This is a genomic window from Streptomyces lavendulae subsp. lavendulae (assembly GCF_002803845.1).
Classification (GTDB): domain Bacteria; phylum Actinomycetota; class Actinomycetes; order Streptomycetales; family Streptomycetaceae; genus Streptomyces; species Streptomyces lavendulae.
The window spans coordinates 1,907,118-1,927,229 of sequence record NZ_CP024985.1; the positions used below are offsets into that span (position 1 = coordinate 1,907,118).

Here is a 20,112-nt window from a genome sequence, read left to right on the forward strand (position 1 = left end):
GGGGGTGGTTGGGGTTCAGCCCTGGCCGAACTTCTTGTCGATGAGGGCGAACAGCTCGTCGTCGCTGGCGTCCTCGATCTCCCCGGCCGCCGTGCCGTCGGCGGCGGTACGGGCGTCGTTCCACTGGGCCAGGAGGGTCTGGAGGCGCACCGCCACCCGTGCGTGGGCCGCGTCGTCACCGGCCGCGACGGCCAGTTCCGCCGGGTCCAGCGAGGAGAAGGTGCCCTCCAGGCGGTCGAGGTCCTCCAGTACGGACAGCCTGCGTCCACTCGTGCCCTCGGGGGCCAGCTCGTCCAGCAGGTGCCGGGCGAGCGCGGCCGGGTTCGGGTAGTCGTAGATCAAGGTGGCGGGCAGCCGGAGCCCGGCGGCCGCGCCGAGCCGGTTGCGCAGCTCGACCGCCGTCAGCGAATCGAAGCCCAGCTCCTTGAACGCCTGCTCCTCCCCGATGTGTTCGGCCGACTTGTACCCGAGTACGGCGGCCACCTGGCCGCGCACCAGATCCAGTACGGTCCGCTCCCGCTCGGCGGGGGACAGCCCGGCCAGTCGCTGCGCCGGGGTCTGCTCGGCTCCCCCGTGGGACGCGCCCGACCCGGCCGCGCTCGCCCCGGCCGGTACGGCCGTCGGCCGCCGCCGGCGGACCGGGGTGCGGACCAGGCCGCGGAACACGGGCAGGATCCCCCCGTCCGCAGCCCGGGCCCGCAGGGTCGGCAGGTCGACCGCGACCGGCAGCAACACCGGCTCGGTGACCGCCGCCGCGAGGGCCGCGTCGAAGAGCGCCAGGCCCTCGGCCGCCGACAGGGGCGCGACACCGCCGCGTGCGGCGCGTGCCCGCTCCGCCTCGGTGAGCCGGCCCGCCATCCCGCGCTCCTCCGCCCACATGCCCCACACCAGGGACAGGGCGGTGAGGCCGCGGGCCCGCCGGTGCCGGGCGAGGGCGTCGAGGAAGACGTTCGCCGCACCGTAGTTGGCCTGGCCGGCGCCGCCGAGGGTGCCGGCGGCGGCCGAGAACAGGACGAACGCCGACAGGTCGAGGTGACGGGTCAACTCGTGCAGGTGCAACGCCCCTTCGACCTTGGGCCGCATCACCCGGTCGACCCGCTCGGGGGTGAGCAGGTCCACGACCCCGTCGTCCAGGACCGCCGCCGTGTGGACGACCGCCGTCAGCGGCCGCTCCTGCGGGACGGAGGCCAGGAGCGCGGTCAGCGCCTCCCGGTCGGCGACGTCGCAGGCCGCCCAGGTGACCTCGGCGCCCAACGCGGCCAACTCGTCCGTGAGTTCGGCGGCCCCTTCGCTCTCGCCGCCCCTGCGGCCGGTGAGCAGCAGGTGACGCACGCCGTGTTCGGTGACCAGGTGGCGGGTCAGGAGGCCGGCGAGCCCTCCGGCCGCCCCGGTGACCAGGACCGTACCGCTCGCGTCGATGCGGCCCGCCGCCCCGTCCGCGCCGGTCGCCGCCCCGGTACGGTCCGCCGCCGCCACCCGTGCCAGGCGGGGGGCGTACAGCGCCCCGCCGCGCACGGCCAGTTCGGGCTCGTCCGAGGCGAGGGCCCCGGCGAGGGCCCGGCCGGAGGCATCCGCGCCGTCGAGGTCGACGAGCACGAACCGGTCGGGGTGTTCGGTCTGCGCGGCCCGCACCAGACCCCACACCGGGGTGCCGGCGAGGTCGCCGGCCTCGGTGTCCGCGTGTGCGGCCACGGCGCCGTGGGTGACGACGGCGAGGCGCGCACCGGCGAAGCGGCCGTTGCCCAGCCAGTCCTGCAAGGCGGCGAGTGCCCGGTGGGTCACCTCGCGCGCTCCGTCCGCCACCGTGTCGAGGGCCGCGACCCCTGCGGGGGCGGTGCCTTCGGGTGCCGTGAACGGCATGACCACGGTGTCCGGCAGCGCCTGCCGTCCGGCGGTGACGGCCTCGTCCAGTGCGGCGAGGTCCTCGTACGCCGCCACGGGGACCCCGGCGCCGCCCAGTGTGGCGGCGAGGCCCGAGCGGGCGTCGGCGTCACCGACGACCACGAGGGTCGCGGCGCCCGCCCCGGCCGGCACGGCCGTCCGCACCCAGTCGAGGCGGAACAGCGCATCGTGCGCCGCGTGCCGGTCGGCCACCGCGAACCGCTCGGCGTCGAGCTCCCGGGTCACCAGGGCCTCCACCGAGGCGACGGGTGCGCCCTGTTCGTCGGCCAGTTCCGCCGAGACCGTGTCCGTGGCGCCGGGAGTGACGCGCAGCCGCAGCGTGTCGGCTCCGGCCGCGTGCAGCCGGACTCCGCGCCAGGTGAGGGCCTCGCGGGCGAGGGTCCCAGCGGTACCGGTGGTGGCCCCCAGCATCTGCACCGCCGCGTCGAGGAGCGCGGGGTGCAGGGCGAACCCTGCCGCGGAGGACCGCAGTTCGTCGGAGAGGCGGGCCTGCGCGAAGACCTCGTCGCCTCGCACCCAGGCCCGGTCGAGGGTCCTGAGCGCCGTCCCGTGGTACTGCCCGGCGGCCGCCAGGCGGTCGTACAGCTCCGCGACCGGCACCTCTTCGGCGTCGGTGGGCGGCCAGGGCCCGGTGGCGGCGGCGGTGGAGCCGCTGCCCTCCGTCTCGGCCCCGGTCTCGGTGAGGTGCCCGGTGGCGTGACGGGACCAGGTCCCGCCGTTCGCCACGTCGCCGTCGCCCGCCTCGGTGCGGCTGTGCACCTGGACGGTACGGCGACCGGTCGCGTCCGCCCCGCCCACGGTCACCCGGAGCTGGACGGCCCCGTCCTCCGGGAGCAGGAGCGGCGCCTCGTGGAGGAGGTCCTCCAGGTGGCCGCAGCCGGCCTCCTCTCCGGCGCGCAGGGCGAGCTCGACGAAGGCCGCGCCGGGCACGACCGCCGAGTCGGCCACGACGTGCTCGGCAAGCCAGGAGTGCGTACGGCGGGACAGCCGGCCGGTGAACAGGAACCCGCCGGTGTCGGGCAGTTCGACGGCCGCACCGAGCAGGGGGTGCCCGGCCGACTCGATGCCGAGCGAGACGGCGTCCTGCGACGGGGCGAAGGAGTCGACCCAGTAGCGCTCGCGCTGGAAGGCGTACGTGGGCAGGTCGACGCGGCGGGCGCCGCTGCCGGCGTAGAAGGCCGTCCAGTCGACGGTCACACCCCGCGTGTGGACCTGCGCCAGGGCACCGGCCAGGGCCTCCGCCTCGCCGCGGCCCTTGCGGAGCAGCGGTGCGAAGAGGGCGGCGTCCTCGGTGACGCAGTCCTGGGCGAGGGCGGAGAGCACCCCGTCCGGACCGAGTTCGAGGTACGTGGTCACCCCGGCCGCCTCCAGGGCACGCATCCCGTCGAGGAAGCGGACCGCCTCGCGGACATGCCGCACCCAGAACCCGGCCGATCCCATCTCGTCCGAGACCAGGGCACCGGTCAGATTCGACACCACCGGGATCCGCGGGGCGGCGAAGGTGATGCCCTCCGCCACCTTGCGGAACCCGTCCAGCATCCCGTCCATGTGCGGCGAGTGGAACGCGTGGCTGACCGTCAGCCGCTTGGTCTTGCGGTCCGGGAAGGCTTCGGCCACCTTGACCGCCGCATCCTCGTCACCCGCGACCACGACCGAGGTCGGCCCGTTGACCGCGGCGATGCTCACCCGGTCGGTCAGCAACGGCAGGACCTCAGCCTCCGAAGCCTGCACCGCGATCATCACACCACCGGCCGGCAGCGCCTGCATCAGCCGGCCACGCGCCGCCACCAGCGTGCACGCGTCCTCCAGCGAGAACACCCCCGCCACATGCGCGGCAGCGATCTCACCGACCGAATGACCCGACACGAAGTCCGGCCTCACACCCCACGACTCCAGCAGCCGGAACAGCGCCACCTCCACCGCGAACAACGCCGGCTGCGCGTACTCCGTACGGTCCAACACCTCGGCATCAGAACCGAACAACACATCCTTCAGCGGCAGTTCGAGGTCCAGCCGTGCGCACACCGCGTCCAGCGCATCGGCGAACACCGGGAAGGCGTCGTACAGCTCACGCCCCATTCCCGGCCGCTGGCTGCCCTGACCGGTGAACAGGAACGCCACCTGCTGTTCGGTGGTGGCCACGCCCTGCGTCAGCGCGGCGGCGGAGTCGCCCGCGGCCAGCGCGGTGAGCGCCTCGCGGTACTCCTCCTCCGCCCCGGCGACGATCACGGCCCGGTGGTCGAGCAGGGCCCGGCCGGTCGCGAGCGAGTGGCCGACGTCCACCGGCCGCTGATCGCCGAGGTGGGCGAGGAGCCTGGCGGCCTGGTCGCGCAAGGCGGCTTGCGTCTTGCCCGACAGGATCCACGGCCAGGTGGAACCGCCCGCGCTCTCGGCAGCCCCCTCAGCCTCGGGGTCCTCGGGCGCCTGCTCCAGGATGGTGTGCGCGTTCGTTCCGCTCACGCCGAACGAGGAGACGCCGGCCCGGCGCGGACGGCCGGTCTCCGGCCAGTCCCGCCGCTCGGTCAGGATCTCGACGTCGCCCGCCGTCCAGTCGACGTGCGGGGTCGGCGCGTCCACGTGGAGGGTCTGCGGAAGCACCCCGTGCCGCATCGCCAGCACCATCTTGATCACACCTGCCACACCGGCAGCGGCCTGCGTGTGCCCGATGTTCGACTTGATCGAACCGAGCAGCAGCGGCCGGCCCTCGGGCCGGTCCTGGCCGTAAGTCGCCAGCAGCGCCTGCGCCTCGATCGGGTCACCCAGCTTCGTGCCCGTACCGTGCGCCTCGACCACGTCCACCTCGGCCGCCGACAGGCCCGCACTGGCCAGCGCCTGCCGGATCACCCGCTGCTGCGACGGCCCGTTCGGCGCCGTCAGACCATTGCTCGCACCGTCCTGGTTGATCGCCGAACCCCGCACCACCGCGAGGACCGGGTGCCCGTTGCGACGCGCGTCCGACAGCCGCTCCACGAGCAGCATGCCGACACCCTCACCCCAGCCCGTACCGTCCGCACCCTCCGCGAACGCCTTGATCCGCCCGTCGGCGGCGAGGCCGCCCTGCCGGGCGAACTCGACGAACGCGCCCGGCGTCGACATGACGGTGACACCACCGGCCAGGGCGATCGAGCACTCGCCGCTGCGCAGCGCCTGCACCGCGAGGTGCAGGGCGACGAGCGAGGCCGAGCAGGCGGTGTCGACGGTGACGGCCGGGCCTTCGAGGCCGAAGACGTAGGACAGCCGGCCGGAGACGACGCTCGCGGAGTTGCCGGTGCTCATGAAGCCGTCGCCGCCGTCGGCGGAGTTCAGCACGAGCGAGAGGTAGTCCTGCCCGTTGGTGCCGACGAAGACGCCGGCCCGGCTCCCGCGCAGCGACGACGGGTCGATGCCCGCCCGCTCGAACGCCTCCCACGAGGTCTCCAGCAGCAGGCGCTGCTGCGGGTCCATCGCCAGGGCCTCGCGCGGCGAGATCCCGAAGAATCCGGGGTCGAACTGCGCTACGTCGTAGAGGAATCCGCCTTCGCGGGCGTACGCGGCCTCCTGCTCGGAGCGCGGCCCGAACAGCTCCTCCGCGTCCCAGCCGCGGTCGGCCGGGAACTCGCCGATCGCGTCGCCACCGGACGCCAGCAGTCGCCAGAGGTCCTCCGGGGTCCGCACCCCGCCGGGGAAGCGGCAGCTCATCGCCACGATCGCGATGGGGTCGTCCTCGACCGCCCGGCCCGTCCGGTCCGACACGGCCGCCAGGGCCGCCGCATCGCCCGTGCCCAGCAGTTCGCCGCGCAGGTGGTCGGCCAGGTCGGCGGAGGTCGGGTAGTCGTAGATCAGCGTGGCCGGGAGCCGCAGCCCCGTGGCCGTGCCCAGTCGGTTGCGCAGCTCGACGGCGGTCAGCGAGTCGAAGCCGAGTTCCTTGAACGCCCGCCCCGCGCCGACCCTTTCGACGCCGGTGTGGCCGAGGACCGCGGCGACCTCCTTGCGGACCAGGTCGAGCAGCATCCGGTCCCGCTCGGCGGCGGACAGGCCCGCCAGCCGGCCGGCGAGGGAGTCGCGGCCGTCGGCGGCCGTGTCGGACCGGCCGTCGGTGCCCGCGCGGGCGGCGAGGGCGCCACGCGCCTCGGGCAGCTCGGCGAGGAGGTGGCCGGCGCGTCCGGCGGTGAAGCCGGGGGCGAAGCGGTCCCAGTCCACGTCCACGACGGTCACGACCGCGTCGTCGGCGTCGAGGGCGCGGTGCAGGGCGCCGATGGCCGGACCGGCCGCCATGGGCGGCACGCCGCCCTTGCGCATGCGGGACTCCAGCGCTCCGTCGGCTGCCATGCCGCCCTCGGCCCACGGACCCCAGGCGATCGAGGTCGCGGCCAGCCCGGCGGCCCGCCGCTGCTCGGCGAGGGCGTCCAGGTAGGCGTTCGCAGCGGCGTAGTTGGCCTGGCCGGCCGTGCCCCAGGTACCCGTGACGGACGAGAAGAGCACGAAGGCGGAGAGCTCGATGCCGAGCTCTGCGGTCAGCTCGTGCAGGTTGAGGGCGGAATCCGCCTTGGCCCGCAGGACGCTCTCGAACCGCTCGGGGGTCAGGAAGTCGAGCACGCCGTCGTCGAGGACGCCCGCGGTGTGCACGACGGCGGTCAGCGTGTCGGCTTCCGCCGCGAGGAGCGTACGCAGCGCCTCCCGGTCGGCGACGTCGCACGCCACGACCGACACCTCGACGCCCGTCTCCGCGAGCTCCGCCGCCAGCTCGGCGGCGCCGGGCGCATCGGCGCCCCGGCGGCTGGTCAGCACCAGGCGCTGGGCGCCCGCGCCGGCCAGCCAGCGCGCCACATGGGCGCCGAGGGCACCCGTACCGCCCGTGACCAGCACCGTCCCGGACGGCGCCCACGACGGGGCGTCCTCTGCGAGGGCGGCGGCACGCACGAGACGCCGCCCGAACACGCCCGAGGACCGGACCGCGACCTGGTCCTCGCCGCTCCCGCCCGCCAGTACGCCGACCAGCCGGGCCATCGCCCGCTCGTCCCACACCTCGGGAAGGTCCACCAGGCCACCCCAGCGCTCCGGAACCTCCAGAGCGGCAACCCGGCCCAGACCCCACACCTGCGCCTGAACCGCAGACACCAGACGATCCGAACGACCCACACTCACCGCACCCCGGCTCAGGCACCACAACGGCGCCCCCACCCCGGCGTCGCCCAGTGCCTGCACGAGGGCGGCCGTCGCGACGACTCCCGCGGCCTCGTCCAGCGCCAGCAGCGACACCACACCGGCCACGGGGCCGGCCCCGGTCAGCAGCCCGGCCAGCGCGGCCCGGTCCGTACCGGGCTCGACCACGAGGCGGCGTACCTCGGCACCGCGCGCGGCCAGCGCGTCCACCACGGCCGTCGCGTCCACACCCGTGGCGGGCACCGCGACCAGCCAGGCACCGGACAGGGCGGCGCCGGCAGCAGAGTCCGTCAGCGGCTTCCACGAGACCTGGTAGCGCCATCCGTCGGTCCCGGTCCGGGGCTGCGACCCGCCGCGTCGTACGAGCGGCGTCCGCGGCCAGTAGCGCTGACGCTGGAAGGCGTAGGTCGGCAGGTCGACGCGTACGGCGCCGGTCCCGTGGACCGCCCGCCAGTCGACCCCGATGCCACGGACGTGGCTCCGCGCCAGGGCGGTCATCGCCGTCTCCGCCTCGGGACGGCCCTTGCGGAGGAGGGGCACGAAGGCGGCCCCGTCCACGCTGAGGCATTCCTGCCCGAGGGCGGAGAGCACACCGTCCGGGCCGAGTTCGAGGTACGTGGTGACCCCGGCGGCTTCCAGGGCGCGGATGCCGTCGAGGAAGCGGACGGCCTCGCGGACGTGCCGGACCCAGAAGTCCGCCGAGCCCATCTCGTCGGAGACCAGGGCGCCGGTCAGGTTGGAGACGACCGGGATGCGCGGGCTCTCGTACGCGAGCCCCTCCGCGACCCGGCGGAAGTCGGCCAGCATGCCGTCCATGTGCGGCGAGTGGAACGCATGACTCACGGTCAGCCGCTTGGACTTCCGGTCTGAGAAGGCTTCCAGGACGGCGGTCGCGGCGTCCTCGTCACCGGCGATCACGACCGAACGCGGACCGTTGACCGCGGCAATGCTCACCCGGTCCGTCAGCAGCGGCAGGACCTCGTCCTCCGAAGCCTGCACCGCGATCATCACACCACCCGAAGGCAGCGCCTGCATCAGCCGCCCACGCGCGGCCACCAGCGTGCACGCGTCGTCCAGCGACAGCACCCCCGCCACGTGCGCGGCGGCGATCTCACCGATCGAATGACCGGACAGGAAGTCGGGCTTCACGCCCCACGACTCGACCAGCCGGAACAGCGCCACCTCCACCGCGAACAGCGCGGGCTGGGTGTACCCGGTACGGTCCAGCAGCTCCGCGTCGGAGCCGAACAGCACCTCCTTCAGCGGTACGTCCAGGTCGAACCAGGCACACACCTCGTCCAGCGCCTCCGCGAACACCGGGAAGGCCTCGTACAGCTCACGCCCCATCCCCAGGCGCTGACTGCCCTGACCGGTGAAGAGGAAGGCGACCTTCCCGCCCTGGGGCGAGCCCGTCACCACTCCGGCCGCCAAGCCGTCCTCCGCCAGCGCCGCGAGCCCGGCCAGCAGCCCCTCGCGGTCCGCCGCGACGACCGCCGCCCGGTCCTCGAACGCCGAGCGGCCGACGGCCAGGGTCCTGGCGACATCGGACAGGCGCAGCCCGGGGTCGGCGAGCAGTCGCGCCCGCAGTCCGTCGGCCTGGGCCCGGAGGCCCGCCGCGCCCTTCGCCGAGAGCACCAGCGGCAGGGGCGCGAGGCCCGGGTCCACGGATGCGGCGGTGTCCGCGCCGGACTCCGCGTCCGGGGCCTGCTCGATGATGGTGTGGGCGTTCGTTCCGCTGAAGCCGAACGAGGAGATGCCGGCCCGGCGCGGACGCCCGGTCTCCGGCCACTCCCGCCGCTCGGTCAGCAGCTCGATGTCGCCCGCCTCCCAGTCGACCTGCGGCGACGGCCGGTCGATGTGGAGGCTCTCGGGCAGCTGCCCGTGCTGCATGGCCATGACCATCTTGATCACACCCGCCACACCGGCAGCCGCCTGCGTGTGCCCGATGTTGGACTTGACGGAGCCCAGCAGCAGCGGCCGGCCCTCGGGCCGGTCCTGGCCGTAGGTGGCCAGCAGCGCCTGCGCCTCGATCGGGTCACCGAGGGTCGTGCCGGTACCGTGCGCCTCGACCGCGTCCACCTCGGCGGCCGACAGGCCGGCACTGGCCAGCGCCTGCCGGATCACCCGCTGTTGCGACGGCCCGTTCGGCGCCGTCAGACCGTTGCTCGCACCGTCCTGGTTGACGGCCGAACCCCGCACCACCGCGAGGACCGGGTGCCCGTTGCGACGGGCATCCGACAGCCGCTCCACGAGCAGCATGCCGACACCCTCACCCCAGCCCGTACCGTCCGCACCGGCCGCGAAGGCCTTGATCCGGCCGTCGGCGGCCAGACCACGCTGACGGCTGAACTCGATGAACGTGCCCGGTGTCGACATGACGGTGACACCGCCGGCCAGGGCGAGGGAGCACTCGCCGTTGCGCAGGGCCTGGATCGCCCAGTGCAGGGCGACCAGCGAGGACGAGCAGGCCGTGTCGACGGTGACCGCCGGGCCTTCCAGCCCGAACACGTACGACAGCCGTCCGGAGACGACGCTCGCGGCGTTGCCGGTACCCAAGTGGCCTTCGAGACCGGCCGGTTCCTCCAGGAGCACCGACAGGTAGTCCTGCCCGTTGGTGCCGACGAAGACGCCGGCCTGGCTGCCGCGCAGCGTCTCGGGGTCGATTCCGGCGCGCTCGAAGGCCTCCCACGAGGTCTCCAGCAGCAGGCGCTGCTGCGGGTCCATGGCGAGGGCCTCGCGCGGCGAGATGCCGAAGAAGTCGGCGTCGAAGTCGGCGACGTCGTAGAGGAAGCCGCCCTCACGGGCGTACGAGGTGCCCTGGGCGCCCGGGTCGGCGTCGTAGAGGGCGTCGAGGTCCCAGCCGCGGTCCAGGGGGAGTTCGGCGATCGCGTCGGTGCCGGAGGCGAGGAGCTGCCAGAGGTCCTCGGGCGTCCGTACGCCGCCGGGGAAGCGGCAGCTCATCGCGACGATCGCGATCGGGTCGTCATCAACCACCGTGGCCACGGGGCCGGCGGCCTCCGTCTGCGCGCCGAGAAGCTCGGCGAGCAGGTAGCCGGCCAGTGCGGCCGGGGTGGGGTAGTCGTAGACGAGCGTGGCGGGCAGCCGCAGGCCGGTGGTGGCGCCGAGCCGGTTGCGCAGCTCGACGGCGGTGAGCGAGTCGAAACCGATCTCGCGGAAGGCCCGCCCGGCCTCGACGTCATCGGCCCCGGAGTGCCCGAGGACCTCGGCGACCCGCGTACGCACCAGGTCGAGGAGGAACGGGGCCCGGTCCCCGGCCGACAGGCCGCGGAGCTGCTCGGCGAGCGACGAACCCGTACGCTCGGGCCGGTCCTCGGCGCGCTCCGCACTACGGGTGGCGGCCTCGGGCAGGTCGGCGAGCAGCCGTCCGGCGCGCACCGCGGTGAAACCGGGCGCGAACGCGGCCCAGTCGAAGTCGGCGACGGTCAGCGCCGCCTCGTCGGACCCGACCGCCTGGCGGAGCGCGGTGATCGCGAGGTCGGCGTTCATGGGCGGTATGCCGCCCCGCCGCATGCGTGCGTCCATCGCCTCGTCGGCGGCCATACCGCTGCCTGCCCACGGACCCCACGCGAGCGAGGTCGCGGCCAGCCCGGCGGCCCGCCGCTGCTCCGCAAGAGCATCCAAGTAGGCGTTCGCAGCGGCGTAATTACCCTGACCGGCCGCACCGATGGTCCCGCTCATCGAGGAGAACAGCACGAACGCGGACAGCTCGATCCCGAGCTCGACAGTCAGCTCGTGCAGGTTCAGCGCCGACGTGGCCTTCGCCCGCAGCACGCTCTCGAACCGCTCAGGAGTCAGCGCGTCCAGCACACCGTCATCCAGCACACCCGCGGTATGCACCACAGCCGTCAGCGTCTCGGCCTCAGCAGCAAGCAGCTCCCGCAGCGCCTCCCGGTCAGAAGCGTCACACGCCACCACCGACACCTCGACGCCCGTCTCCGCGAGCTCCGCCGCCAACTCGGCCGCACCCGGCGCATCCACACCCCGGCGACTGGTCAGCACCAGGCGCTCGGCACCCGCACCAGCCAGCCACCGCGCAACCCGACCACCCAGAGCACCCGTACCACCAGTCACCAGCACGGTCCCGGACGGCACCCAAGAGCCCGAGTCCCCGGCGGCGGCCCGGACCAGCCGACGCCCGAACACCCCGGAGGACCGGACCGCGACCTGGTCCTCACCGGCAAGACCACCGGCCAGCACACCAGCCAGCCGGCCCATCGCCCGCTCGTCCCACACCTCGGGAAGATCCACCAGGCCACCCCAGCGCTCCGGAACCTCCAGAGCGGCAACCCGGCCCAGACCCCACACCTGCGCCTGAACCACAGACACCAGACGATCCGAACGACCCACACTCACCGCACCCCGGGTCAAGCACCACAACGGCGCCCCCACCCCGGCGTCGCCCAGTGCCTGCACGAGGGCGGCCGTCGCGACGACTCCCGCGGCCTCGTCCAGCGCCAGCAGCGACACCACACCGGCCACGGGGCCGGCCCCGGTCAGCAGCCCGGCCAGCGCGGCCCGGTCGGTACCGGGCTCGACCACCACCCGAAGGACCTCAGCCCCCCGAGCCGTCAGCCCCTCCACCACAGCCGAGTCATCCACACCACCGGCCGGAACAACCACCAGCCACACCCCGGAAAGCCGCGCACCCCCCACGGAGTCCGCCACCGGCTTCCAGGACACCCGGTAGCGCCAGCCGTCGACCTCGGACTGCTCCTGGCCCTGGCGGCGCCATGCCGACAGGGCGGGGACGAGGTCGCTGACGCGCGCGTCGTCGGCCACATGCAGTTCGGACGCCAGGGAGCTGAGGTCGCCGCTCTCCACCGCCTCCCAGAAGCGGGCGTCCACCGCGCCCACCGCCGTAACGGGGGCGGTGGCGCCGACCGACAGGACGGTCTCCGGCCAGTAGCGCCGGCGCTGGAAGGCGTACGTCGGCAGCTCGATCCGGCGGGCGCCCGTGCCGGCGAAGTAGGCGGACCAGTCCACCTCCACGCCCCGCACGTGCGCCTGGGCCACGGCGCCGCCCAGGGACTCGGCCTCGCCGCGTCCGGTGCGCAGCACCGGGGCGAGGGCGACGTCCGCGTCGCCCGTGAGGCAGTCCTGGGCGAGGGCGGACAGCACGCCGTCCGGCCCCAGCTCCAGGAAGGTCGTGACTCCGGCCGCCTCCAGGGCGCGGACGCCGTCGAGGAAGCGCACGGCCTCGCGGACGTGGCGGACCCAGAAGTCCGCAGAGGCCATCTCGTCGGAGACGATCGCCCCGGTCAGATTCGAGACGATCTGGATCCGCGGGGTCTCGAAGGCCAGCCCCGCCACGACCTGGCGGAAGTCGTCCAGCATGCCGTCCATGTGCGGCGAGTGGAACGCGTGGCTGACGGTGAGGCGCTTGGTCTTGCGGTCGGAGAGGGCCTCCACGACCGCGACGGCGGCGTCCTCGTCACCGGCGATGACCACCGAGGTCGGCCCGTTGACGGCGGCGATGCTCACCCGGTCCGTCAGCAGCGGCAGGACCTCGTCCTCCGACGCCTGCACCGCGATCATCACACCACCCGAAGGCAGCGCCTGCATCAACCGGCCGCGCGCCGCCACCAGCACACACGCGTCCTCCAGCGACAGCACACCCGCCACATGCGCGGCGGCGATCTCACCGATCGAATGCCCGGACAGGAAGTCGGGCCGGACACCCCAGCTCTCCAGCAGCCGGAACAGCGCCACCTCCACCGCGAACAGCGCGGGCTGGGTGTACTCCGTCCGGTCCAGCAGAGCGGCATCCGCGCCGAACAGCACATCCTTCAAAGGCAGTTCGAGGGAGAGCCCCTGGCACACCGCGTCCAGCGCCTCCGCGAACGCCGGGAAAGCGTCGTACAGCTCACGCCCCATCCCCAGGCGCTGACTGCCCTGACCGGTGAAGAGGAAGGCGAGCCCGCCGCTCGACACCGTGCCCCGGACCAGGCCCGGTACGGGCTCGCCGACGGCCAGGGCGGTCAGGCGGGCGACGAGGGCGTCGCCGTCCGAGGGGGCGCCGAGCACCACCGCGCGGTGTTCCAGGGCCGCGCGGTGCGCGGCCAGGGAGTAGCCGAGGTCGAGCGCGCCCCGGCCTCCGGGTGCGGCGACGGCGTCGGCCGCGGTCGGGATGAGGCGTTCCGCCTGGGCCCGCAGGGCGGCCGCCGAACGGCCGGACACGAGCCAGGGCAGCACAGGGAGTCCGGGGCCGGCCGGAGCCGGAGCCGGGGCGGTGGCGGCCGCGGGCTGCGGTGCCTGCTCGATGACGGCGTGGGCGTTGGTGCCGCTGTAGCCGAACGAGGAGATGCCCGCCCGGCGCGGACGGCCGGTCTCCGGCCACTCCCGCCGCTCGGTCAGCAGCTCGATGTCACCGGCCGACCAGTCGACGTAGGGGGTCGGCTCGTCGATGTGGAGGGTCTGGGGCAGCTCCCCGTGGCCCATGGCCATGACCATCTTGATGACGCCGGCGACACCGGCGACGGCCTGCGTGTGCCCGATGTTCGACTTGACCGAGCCCAGCAGCAGCGGCCGGCCCTCCGGCCGGTCCTGGCCGTAGGTGGCCAGCAGCGCCTGCGCCTCGATCGGGTCACCCAGCTTCGTACCGGTGCCGTGGGCCTCGACGGCGTCCACGTCGGCGGCGGTGAGGCCGGCGTCGGCGAGGGCCTCGCGGATGACGCGCTGCTGGGAGGGGCCGTTGGGGGCCGTCAGGCCGTTGCTGGCGCCGTCCTGGTTGACGGCGGTGCCGCGGACGACGGCGAGGACCGGGTGGCCGTTGCGGCGGGCGTCGGAGAGCCGCTCCAGGAGGAGCAGGCCCACGCCCTCGGACCAGATCGTGCCGTCGGCGGACGCGGCGAACGCCTTGATGCGGCCGTTCTCCGCGAGTCCGCGCTGCCGGCTGAACTCGGTGAAGGCCCCGGGCGTGGACATGATCGTCACGGCGCCGGAGAGGGCCATGTCGCACTCGCCGCGCCGCAGGGACTGGGCGGCGAGGTGCAGGGTGACGAGGGAGGAGGAGCAGGCGGTGTCGACGGTGACCGCCGGGCCCTCCAGGCCGAAGGAGTAGGAGATGCGGCCGGAGACGACGCTGGCCGCGTTGCCGGTGCCGAGGTGGCCCTCCAGGCCGTCGCCGTCGTTGAGCCACAGCTGGAGGTAGTCCTGGGCGTTGGAGCCGACGAACACGCCGGTGCGGCTGCCGCCCAGGCCGGTGGGGTCGATGCCGGCGCGTTCGAAGGTCTCCCAGGTGGTCTCCAGCAGCAGGCGCTGCTGCGGGTCCATGGCGAGGGCCTCGCGCGGCGAGATCCCGAAGAAGGGTGCGTCGAACTCGGCCGCCTCGTGCAGGAAGCCGCCCTCGCGGACGTAGCTGGTGCCCTCGCGGTCGGGGTCGTCGCTGTAGAGGGCGTCGAGGTCCCAGCCGCGGTCGGCGGGGAAGGCGGTGATGCCGTCACGGCCCTCGGCGAGCATCCGCCACAGGTCCTCGGGCGTACGGACGCCGCCGGGGAAGCGGCAGCTCATCGCGACGATCGCGATCGGGTCGTCGTCTTCGGCGCGGGCCGTGGTGGCGGCCGCCCGGCGGGCCGGGAGGGCGGCGTCGGCGGCGAGGTCGCCGACGATCTCCTCGCGCAGGTACTGGGCGAGGGCCGTGGCGGTCGGGTAGTCGAAGACCAGGGTGGCCGGCAGCCGGCGGCCGGTGGCCTCCCCGAGGAGGTTGCGCAGTTCGACGGCGGTGAGGGAGTCGAAGCCGAGCTCCTTGAAGGAGCGGCCCGGCTCGACGGAGGAGGCGCCCGGGTAGCCCAGGGCGGCGGCGACCTGCTTGCGCACGAGGTCGAGCAGCATGCGGTCCTGCTCGGCGGCCGGGAGCCCGGCGAGGCGCTGGCGCAGGCCGGAGAGGCCCCCCGCCGTGGCCGCGCCGTTCGCCGAGCGGCGTACGGGGACCCGTACGAGTCCGCGCAGCAGCGGGGAGAGGGTTCCGTTCTGGGCCTGCGCGCGCAGGCCGGGCAGGTCGACGCGCATCAGGACGGGGGCGGGCTCGTCGAGGCGGTGGACGAGGTCGAACAGGTCGAGGCCCTCGGCCGAGGTGAGCGGGGGCAGTCCGCCGCGGGTCATGCGGCTGACGTCGGCGTCGCTCAGGCTGCCGGCCATGCCCGCCCCGTCGGCCCACAGGGCCCAGGCCAGGGAGGTGGCGGGGAGTCCGAGGGAGCGGCGGTGCTGGGCGAGGACGTCGAGGAAGACGTTGGCCGCAGCGTAGTTGCCCTGTCCGGCGCCGCCGAAGACGCCGCCGATGGAGGAGAACAGCAGGAAGGCGGAGAGGTCGAGGTCGCGGGTCAGTGCGTGAAGGTGGCAGGCCGCGTCGACCTTGGGGCGCAGGACGGCCGACAGGCGCTCGGGGGTGAGGGAGGTGATCACGCCGTCGTCGAGCACGCCCGCGGTGTGTACGACCGCGCCGAGCGGGTGCTCGGCGGGTACGGCTGCCAGGACGGCGGCGAGGGCGTCCCGGTCGGCGACGTCGCACGCCGCCCAGGTCACCGTCACGCCGTCGGCGGCGAGTTCGGCTCCGAGGGCCTGCGCCTCGGGGGTGGATCCGCCGCGCCGGCCGACGAGCAGCAGGTGACGTACGCCGTGCTCGGCGACGAGCCGGCGGGCGATCAGGCCGCCGAGGAGGCCGCCCGCGCCGGTGATCAGCACGGTCGAGCCGGGCGTGTACGCGAAGCCGGCCGGGGCGGGCTGCTCCGCTTCGGCGTCCCGGGCCACGCGGGCGAGACGGGGGACGAGGACGGTGCCGGCGCGGACGGCGAGCTGCGGCTCGCCGGAGGCCAGGGCGGTGGCGAGGGCCGCGGGCAGGGCCCGTACGGAGGCCTCGTCGGCGTCGGTGTCGAGCAGCAGCAGCCGGTCGGGGTGCTCGGCCTGCGCGGAGCGCAGCAGACCGCGGACGGCGGCGTGGACGGGATCGGTGACGGGCTCGGTGACGGCGTCGCCGGACGGGTCCGTTGCGGTGCCGTCGGCGCCGGTGGTGAGGGCGCCCCGGGTGAGGACGACGAGGCGGGTGACGGCGAACCGGTCGCCGGTGAAGGGCCCTTCGCCCAGCCAGGTCTGCGCGAGGGCCAGGGCGTGGTGCGCGGCCCGGTGCACGGCGTCGGCGGAGAGCTCCGGCGCGGCGTCGGTGTCGGCCCCGTCCGCGGCCTGCCCGTAGGCGGCGAAAACGGCCTCGGGGACGGGCGCTCCCGCCTCGACGGCGGCGGCCAGGTCGGCCAGGTCGGCATGGACGGTGATCGCGTCGCCGGCCGGGACCGCGCCGAGGAGGGCGGCGGGGACCGCGGCGCCCAGGACGGCCCAGCGGCCGGCCGGGGCGGCGGGCGCGGGCAGTGCCGTCCACTCCACCCGGAACACGGACTCGTGGTGGGCGGTGCCCGCCGCCCGGACCTGCTCGGCCGAGACGGCCCGCAGGACGAGCGAGTCGACGGTGGCGACGGGCGCCCCCGTCGCGTCCGCGATCTCCAGGCGTACGCCGCCGCCGGTACCGGTCGGGGCGAGGTGCACGCGCAGGGCGTCGGCGCCGCTGGCGTGGAGGGTCACGCCGCTCCAGGCGAACGGGAGCCGGCCCTCGCCCTCGGTGCCGCCCAGTACGCCCAGGCCCAGCGTGTGCAGGGCCGCGTCCAGGAGGGCGGGGTGCAGGCCGAAGTCCGCGGCGGCGGAGGCGACTTCTTCCGGCAGGGCGACTTCGGCGCAGATGCCGTCCCCGTGCCGCCAGGCGGCGGTGAGGCCGCGGAACGCCGGGCCGTAGCCCATGCCGACCTCGGCGAGGTCCGCGTAGAGGTCGTCCGTGGCGAGCGGCTCGGCGCCGGCCGGGGGCCACTGCCCGGCGGCGAACGGCGCCGGGGCCGGGGCGGCGCCGGGGGCCAGGACACCGCCGGCGTGCCGCGTCCAGGACTCGTCGGTGGCACCGTCCTTCGGGCGGGAGGAGATGCTGAAGGAACGCCGCCCGCTTCCGTCCCCGTCGGGCGCGCTGATGTGCATCTGGAGCTGTACGCCGCCGCGTTCGGGCAGGACGAGCGGCGCTTCGAGGGTGAGTTCCTCGACGAGGTCGCAGCCGACCTGGTCACCGGCCCAGATCGCCAGGTCGACGAAGGCGGTGCCGGGGAGCAGCACGCTGCCCATCACGGCGTGGTCGACCAGCCAGGGGTGGGTGGTCGGCGAGAGCAGCGCGGTGTAGACGAAGCCCTCGGAGTCGGCGAGGGCGACCGTGGCTCCGAGCAGCGGGTGCGCGGCCTCGTCCAGGCCCACCGCGCCGAGGTCGCCGGACGGGGCGCCGGGCTCGATCCAGTAGCGCTGGCGCTGGAAGGCGTAGGTGGGCAGGTCGACGCGCCGAGTGCCGGTACCGCCGCAGTACGCGGCCCAGTCGACGGTGGCGCCGTGGGCGTGGGCCTGCGCCAGGGCGGTGACGAGCGTCTCGGCCTCGGCGCGGCCCTTGCGCAGCAGCGGCGCGAAGGCGGGGTTCCCGTCGGTGACGCAGTCCTGGGCGAGGGCGGAGAGCACCCCGTCGGGACCGAGTTCGAGGTACGTGGTGACGCCCGCGGCTTCCAGGGCGCGTATGCCGTCGAGGAAGCGGACGGCTTCGCGGACGTGGCGGACCCAGAACTCGGCCGAGCCCATCTCGTCCGAGACCAGGGCACCGGTCAGGTTCGAGACCACCGGAATGCGCGGGGCGCCGAAGGTGATGCCCTGCACGACCTGGCGGAAGTCGTCCAGCATGCCGTCCATGTGCGGCGAGTGGAACGCGTGGCTGACGGTGAGGCGCTTGGTCTTGCGGTCGGAGAGGGCCTCCACGACCGCGACGGCGGCGTCCTCGTCACCGGCGATGACCACCGAGGTCGGCCCGTTGACGGCGGCGATGCTCACCCGGTCGGTCAGCAGCGGCAGGACCTCGTCCTCCGACGCCTGCACCGCGATCATCACACCACCCGAAGGCAGCGCCTGCATCAGCCGGCCGCGCGCCGCCACCAGCGCACACGCGTCGTCCAGCGACAGCACACCCGCCGCATGTGCGGCGGCGATCTCACCGATGGAGTGACCGGACAGGTAGTCGGGCTTCAGGCCCCAGGCCTCGACCAGCCGGAACAGTGCCACCTCCACCGCGAACAGCGCGGGCTGGGTGTAGCGCGTCTCGTCCAGGAGACCTGCGTCCGTACCGAACAGCACGTCCTTAAGCGGCAGTTCGAACCGCGCGCACACCTCGTCCAGGGCGGTCGCGAACACCGGGAAGGCGTCGTACAGCTCACGCCCCATCCCCAGGCGCTGACTGCCCTGACCGGTGAAGAGGAAGGCGACCTTCCCGCCCTGGGGCGAGCCCGTCACCACTCCGGCCGCCGAGCCGTCCTCCGCCAGCGCCGCGAGCCCGGCCAACAGCCCCTCGCGGTCCGCCGCGACGACCGCCGCCCGGTCCTCGAACGCCGAGCGGCCGACGGCGAGCGAGCGTGCGACGTCGACCGGGTCGAGCCCGGGGTGCTCCTCGGCGTGGGCGAGGAGGCGTGCCGCCTGCTCGCGCAGGGCGTCGCGGCCCTTCGCCGACAGGATCCACGGCACGACGGGGACGCCCGTCGGCGCGCCGGACCCGGACTCCGGCACGGTTTCCGTCGTCCGGTCGGCCTCGGGGGCCTGCTCGATGATCGTGTGCACGTTGGTGCCGCTCACGCCGAAGGCGGAGACGCCGGCCCGGTACGGGCGGCCGGTCTCGGGCCAGGCGCGCTGCTCGGTGAGCAGGGAGACGGCGCCCGCCTCCCAGTCGACGTGCGAGGTCGGCTCGTCGACGTGCAGGGTCCGGGGCAGCACGCCGTGCCGCATCGCCATGACCATCTTGATGACACCGGCGATGCCGGCGACGTTCTGCGTGTGGCCGAGGTTGGACTTCAGGGAGCCCAGCCACAGCGGCTGTCCCTCGGGCCGGTCCTGGCCGTAGGTGGCCAGCAGGGCCTGGGCCTCGATCGGGTCGCCGAGGGTGGTGCCGGTGCCGTGGGCCTCGACGACGTCGATGTCGGCGGGGGCGAGCCGGGCGCTCTCCAGGGCCTGGCGGATGACCCGCTGCTGGGCGGGCCCGTTCGGCGCGGTCAGCCCGTTGCTCGCGCCGTCCTGGTTGACGGCCGACCCCCGGACGACCGCCAGGACGCGGTGTCCGTTGCGGCGGGCGTCGGAGAGGCGCTCCACCAGCAGGACGCCGACGCCCTCCGACCAGCCGGTGCCGTCAGCAGCTTCGGCGAAGGACTTGCAGCGGCCGTCGGGCGACAGGCCTCTCTGGCGGCTGAACTCGACGAAGACCTCCGGACCGGCCAGCACGGTGACGCCCGCGGCCAGCGCGAGCGAGCACTCCCCCTGCCGCAGGGCCTGGACGGCCATGTGCAGGGCGACGGACGAGGAGGAGCAGGCGGTGTCGACGGTGGCGGCCGGCCCCTCCAGCCCGAACACGTAGGCGAGGCGGCCGGAGACGACGCTGGAGGCGGTGCCCGTGAGGAGGTGCCCCTCGACCCCTTCGGGCAGCTCGCCCGAGCCGGCCCCGTACGCGTTGGCGGAGGCGCCGACGAACACACCTGCGCGGCTGCCGCGCAGGGTCCCCGGGTCGATGCCGGCCCGCTCGAAGACCTCCCAGGTGGTCTCCAGCAGCAGGCGCTGCTGCGGGTCCATGGCGAGGGCCTCGCGCGGCGAGATCCCGAAGAAGGAGGCGTCGAAGTCCGGCGCCTCGTGGAGGAATCCGCCGTGCCGGGCGTAGGTGGTCCCGGCGTGGTCGGGGTCGGGGTCGTACAGCGACTCGACGTCCCAGCCGCGGTCGGCGGGGAAGCCCGAGATGGCGTCGCCGCCGCTCTCGACGAGCTTCCACAGGTCCTCGGGCGAACCGATCCCGCCGGGGAAGCGGCAGCTCATGCCGACGATCGCGATGGGCTCGCGGGAGGCGTCGGTGAGCTCCTGGTTCCGGCGGCGCAGCCGCTCGGTTTCCTTGAGGGAGGCCCGCAGCGCTTCAACGACTTTTACGTCAGGGGTGGTCATCACTTACTCCGCACTTCGGGC

At 74.6% G+C, this 20,112-nt stretch carries 1 protein-coding gene; it reads right to left on the reverse strand.

Features of this window, described 5'->3' with window-relative positions; translation table 11 throughout:
- Nucleotides 1-15: 15 nt before the first annotated feature.
- Nucleotides 16-20,091 carry a type I polyketide synthase gene (locus SLAV_RS08280; RefSeq protein ID WP_100660818.1) on the reverse strand — a complete coding sequence of 6,692 codons (20,076 nt, stop codon included), beginning with the start codon at nucleotides 20,089-20,091 and terminating at the stop codon, nucleotides 16-18.
- Nucleotides 20,092-20,112: the final 21 nt, after the last annotated feature.

Coding starts and splice junctions, on each gene's coding strand:
- SLAV_RS08280 (WP_100660818.1), bottom strand. CDS start 20,091: ATGACCACCCCTGACGTAAAAGTCGTTGAAGCGCTGCGGGCCTCCCTC.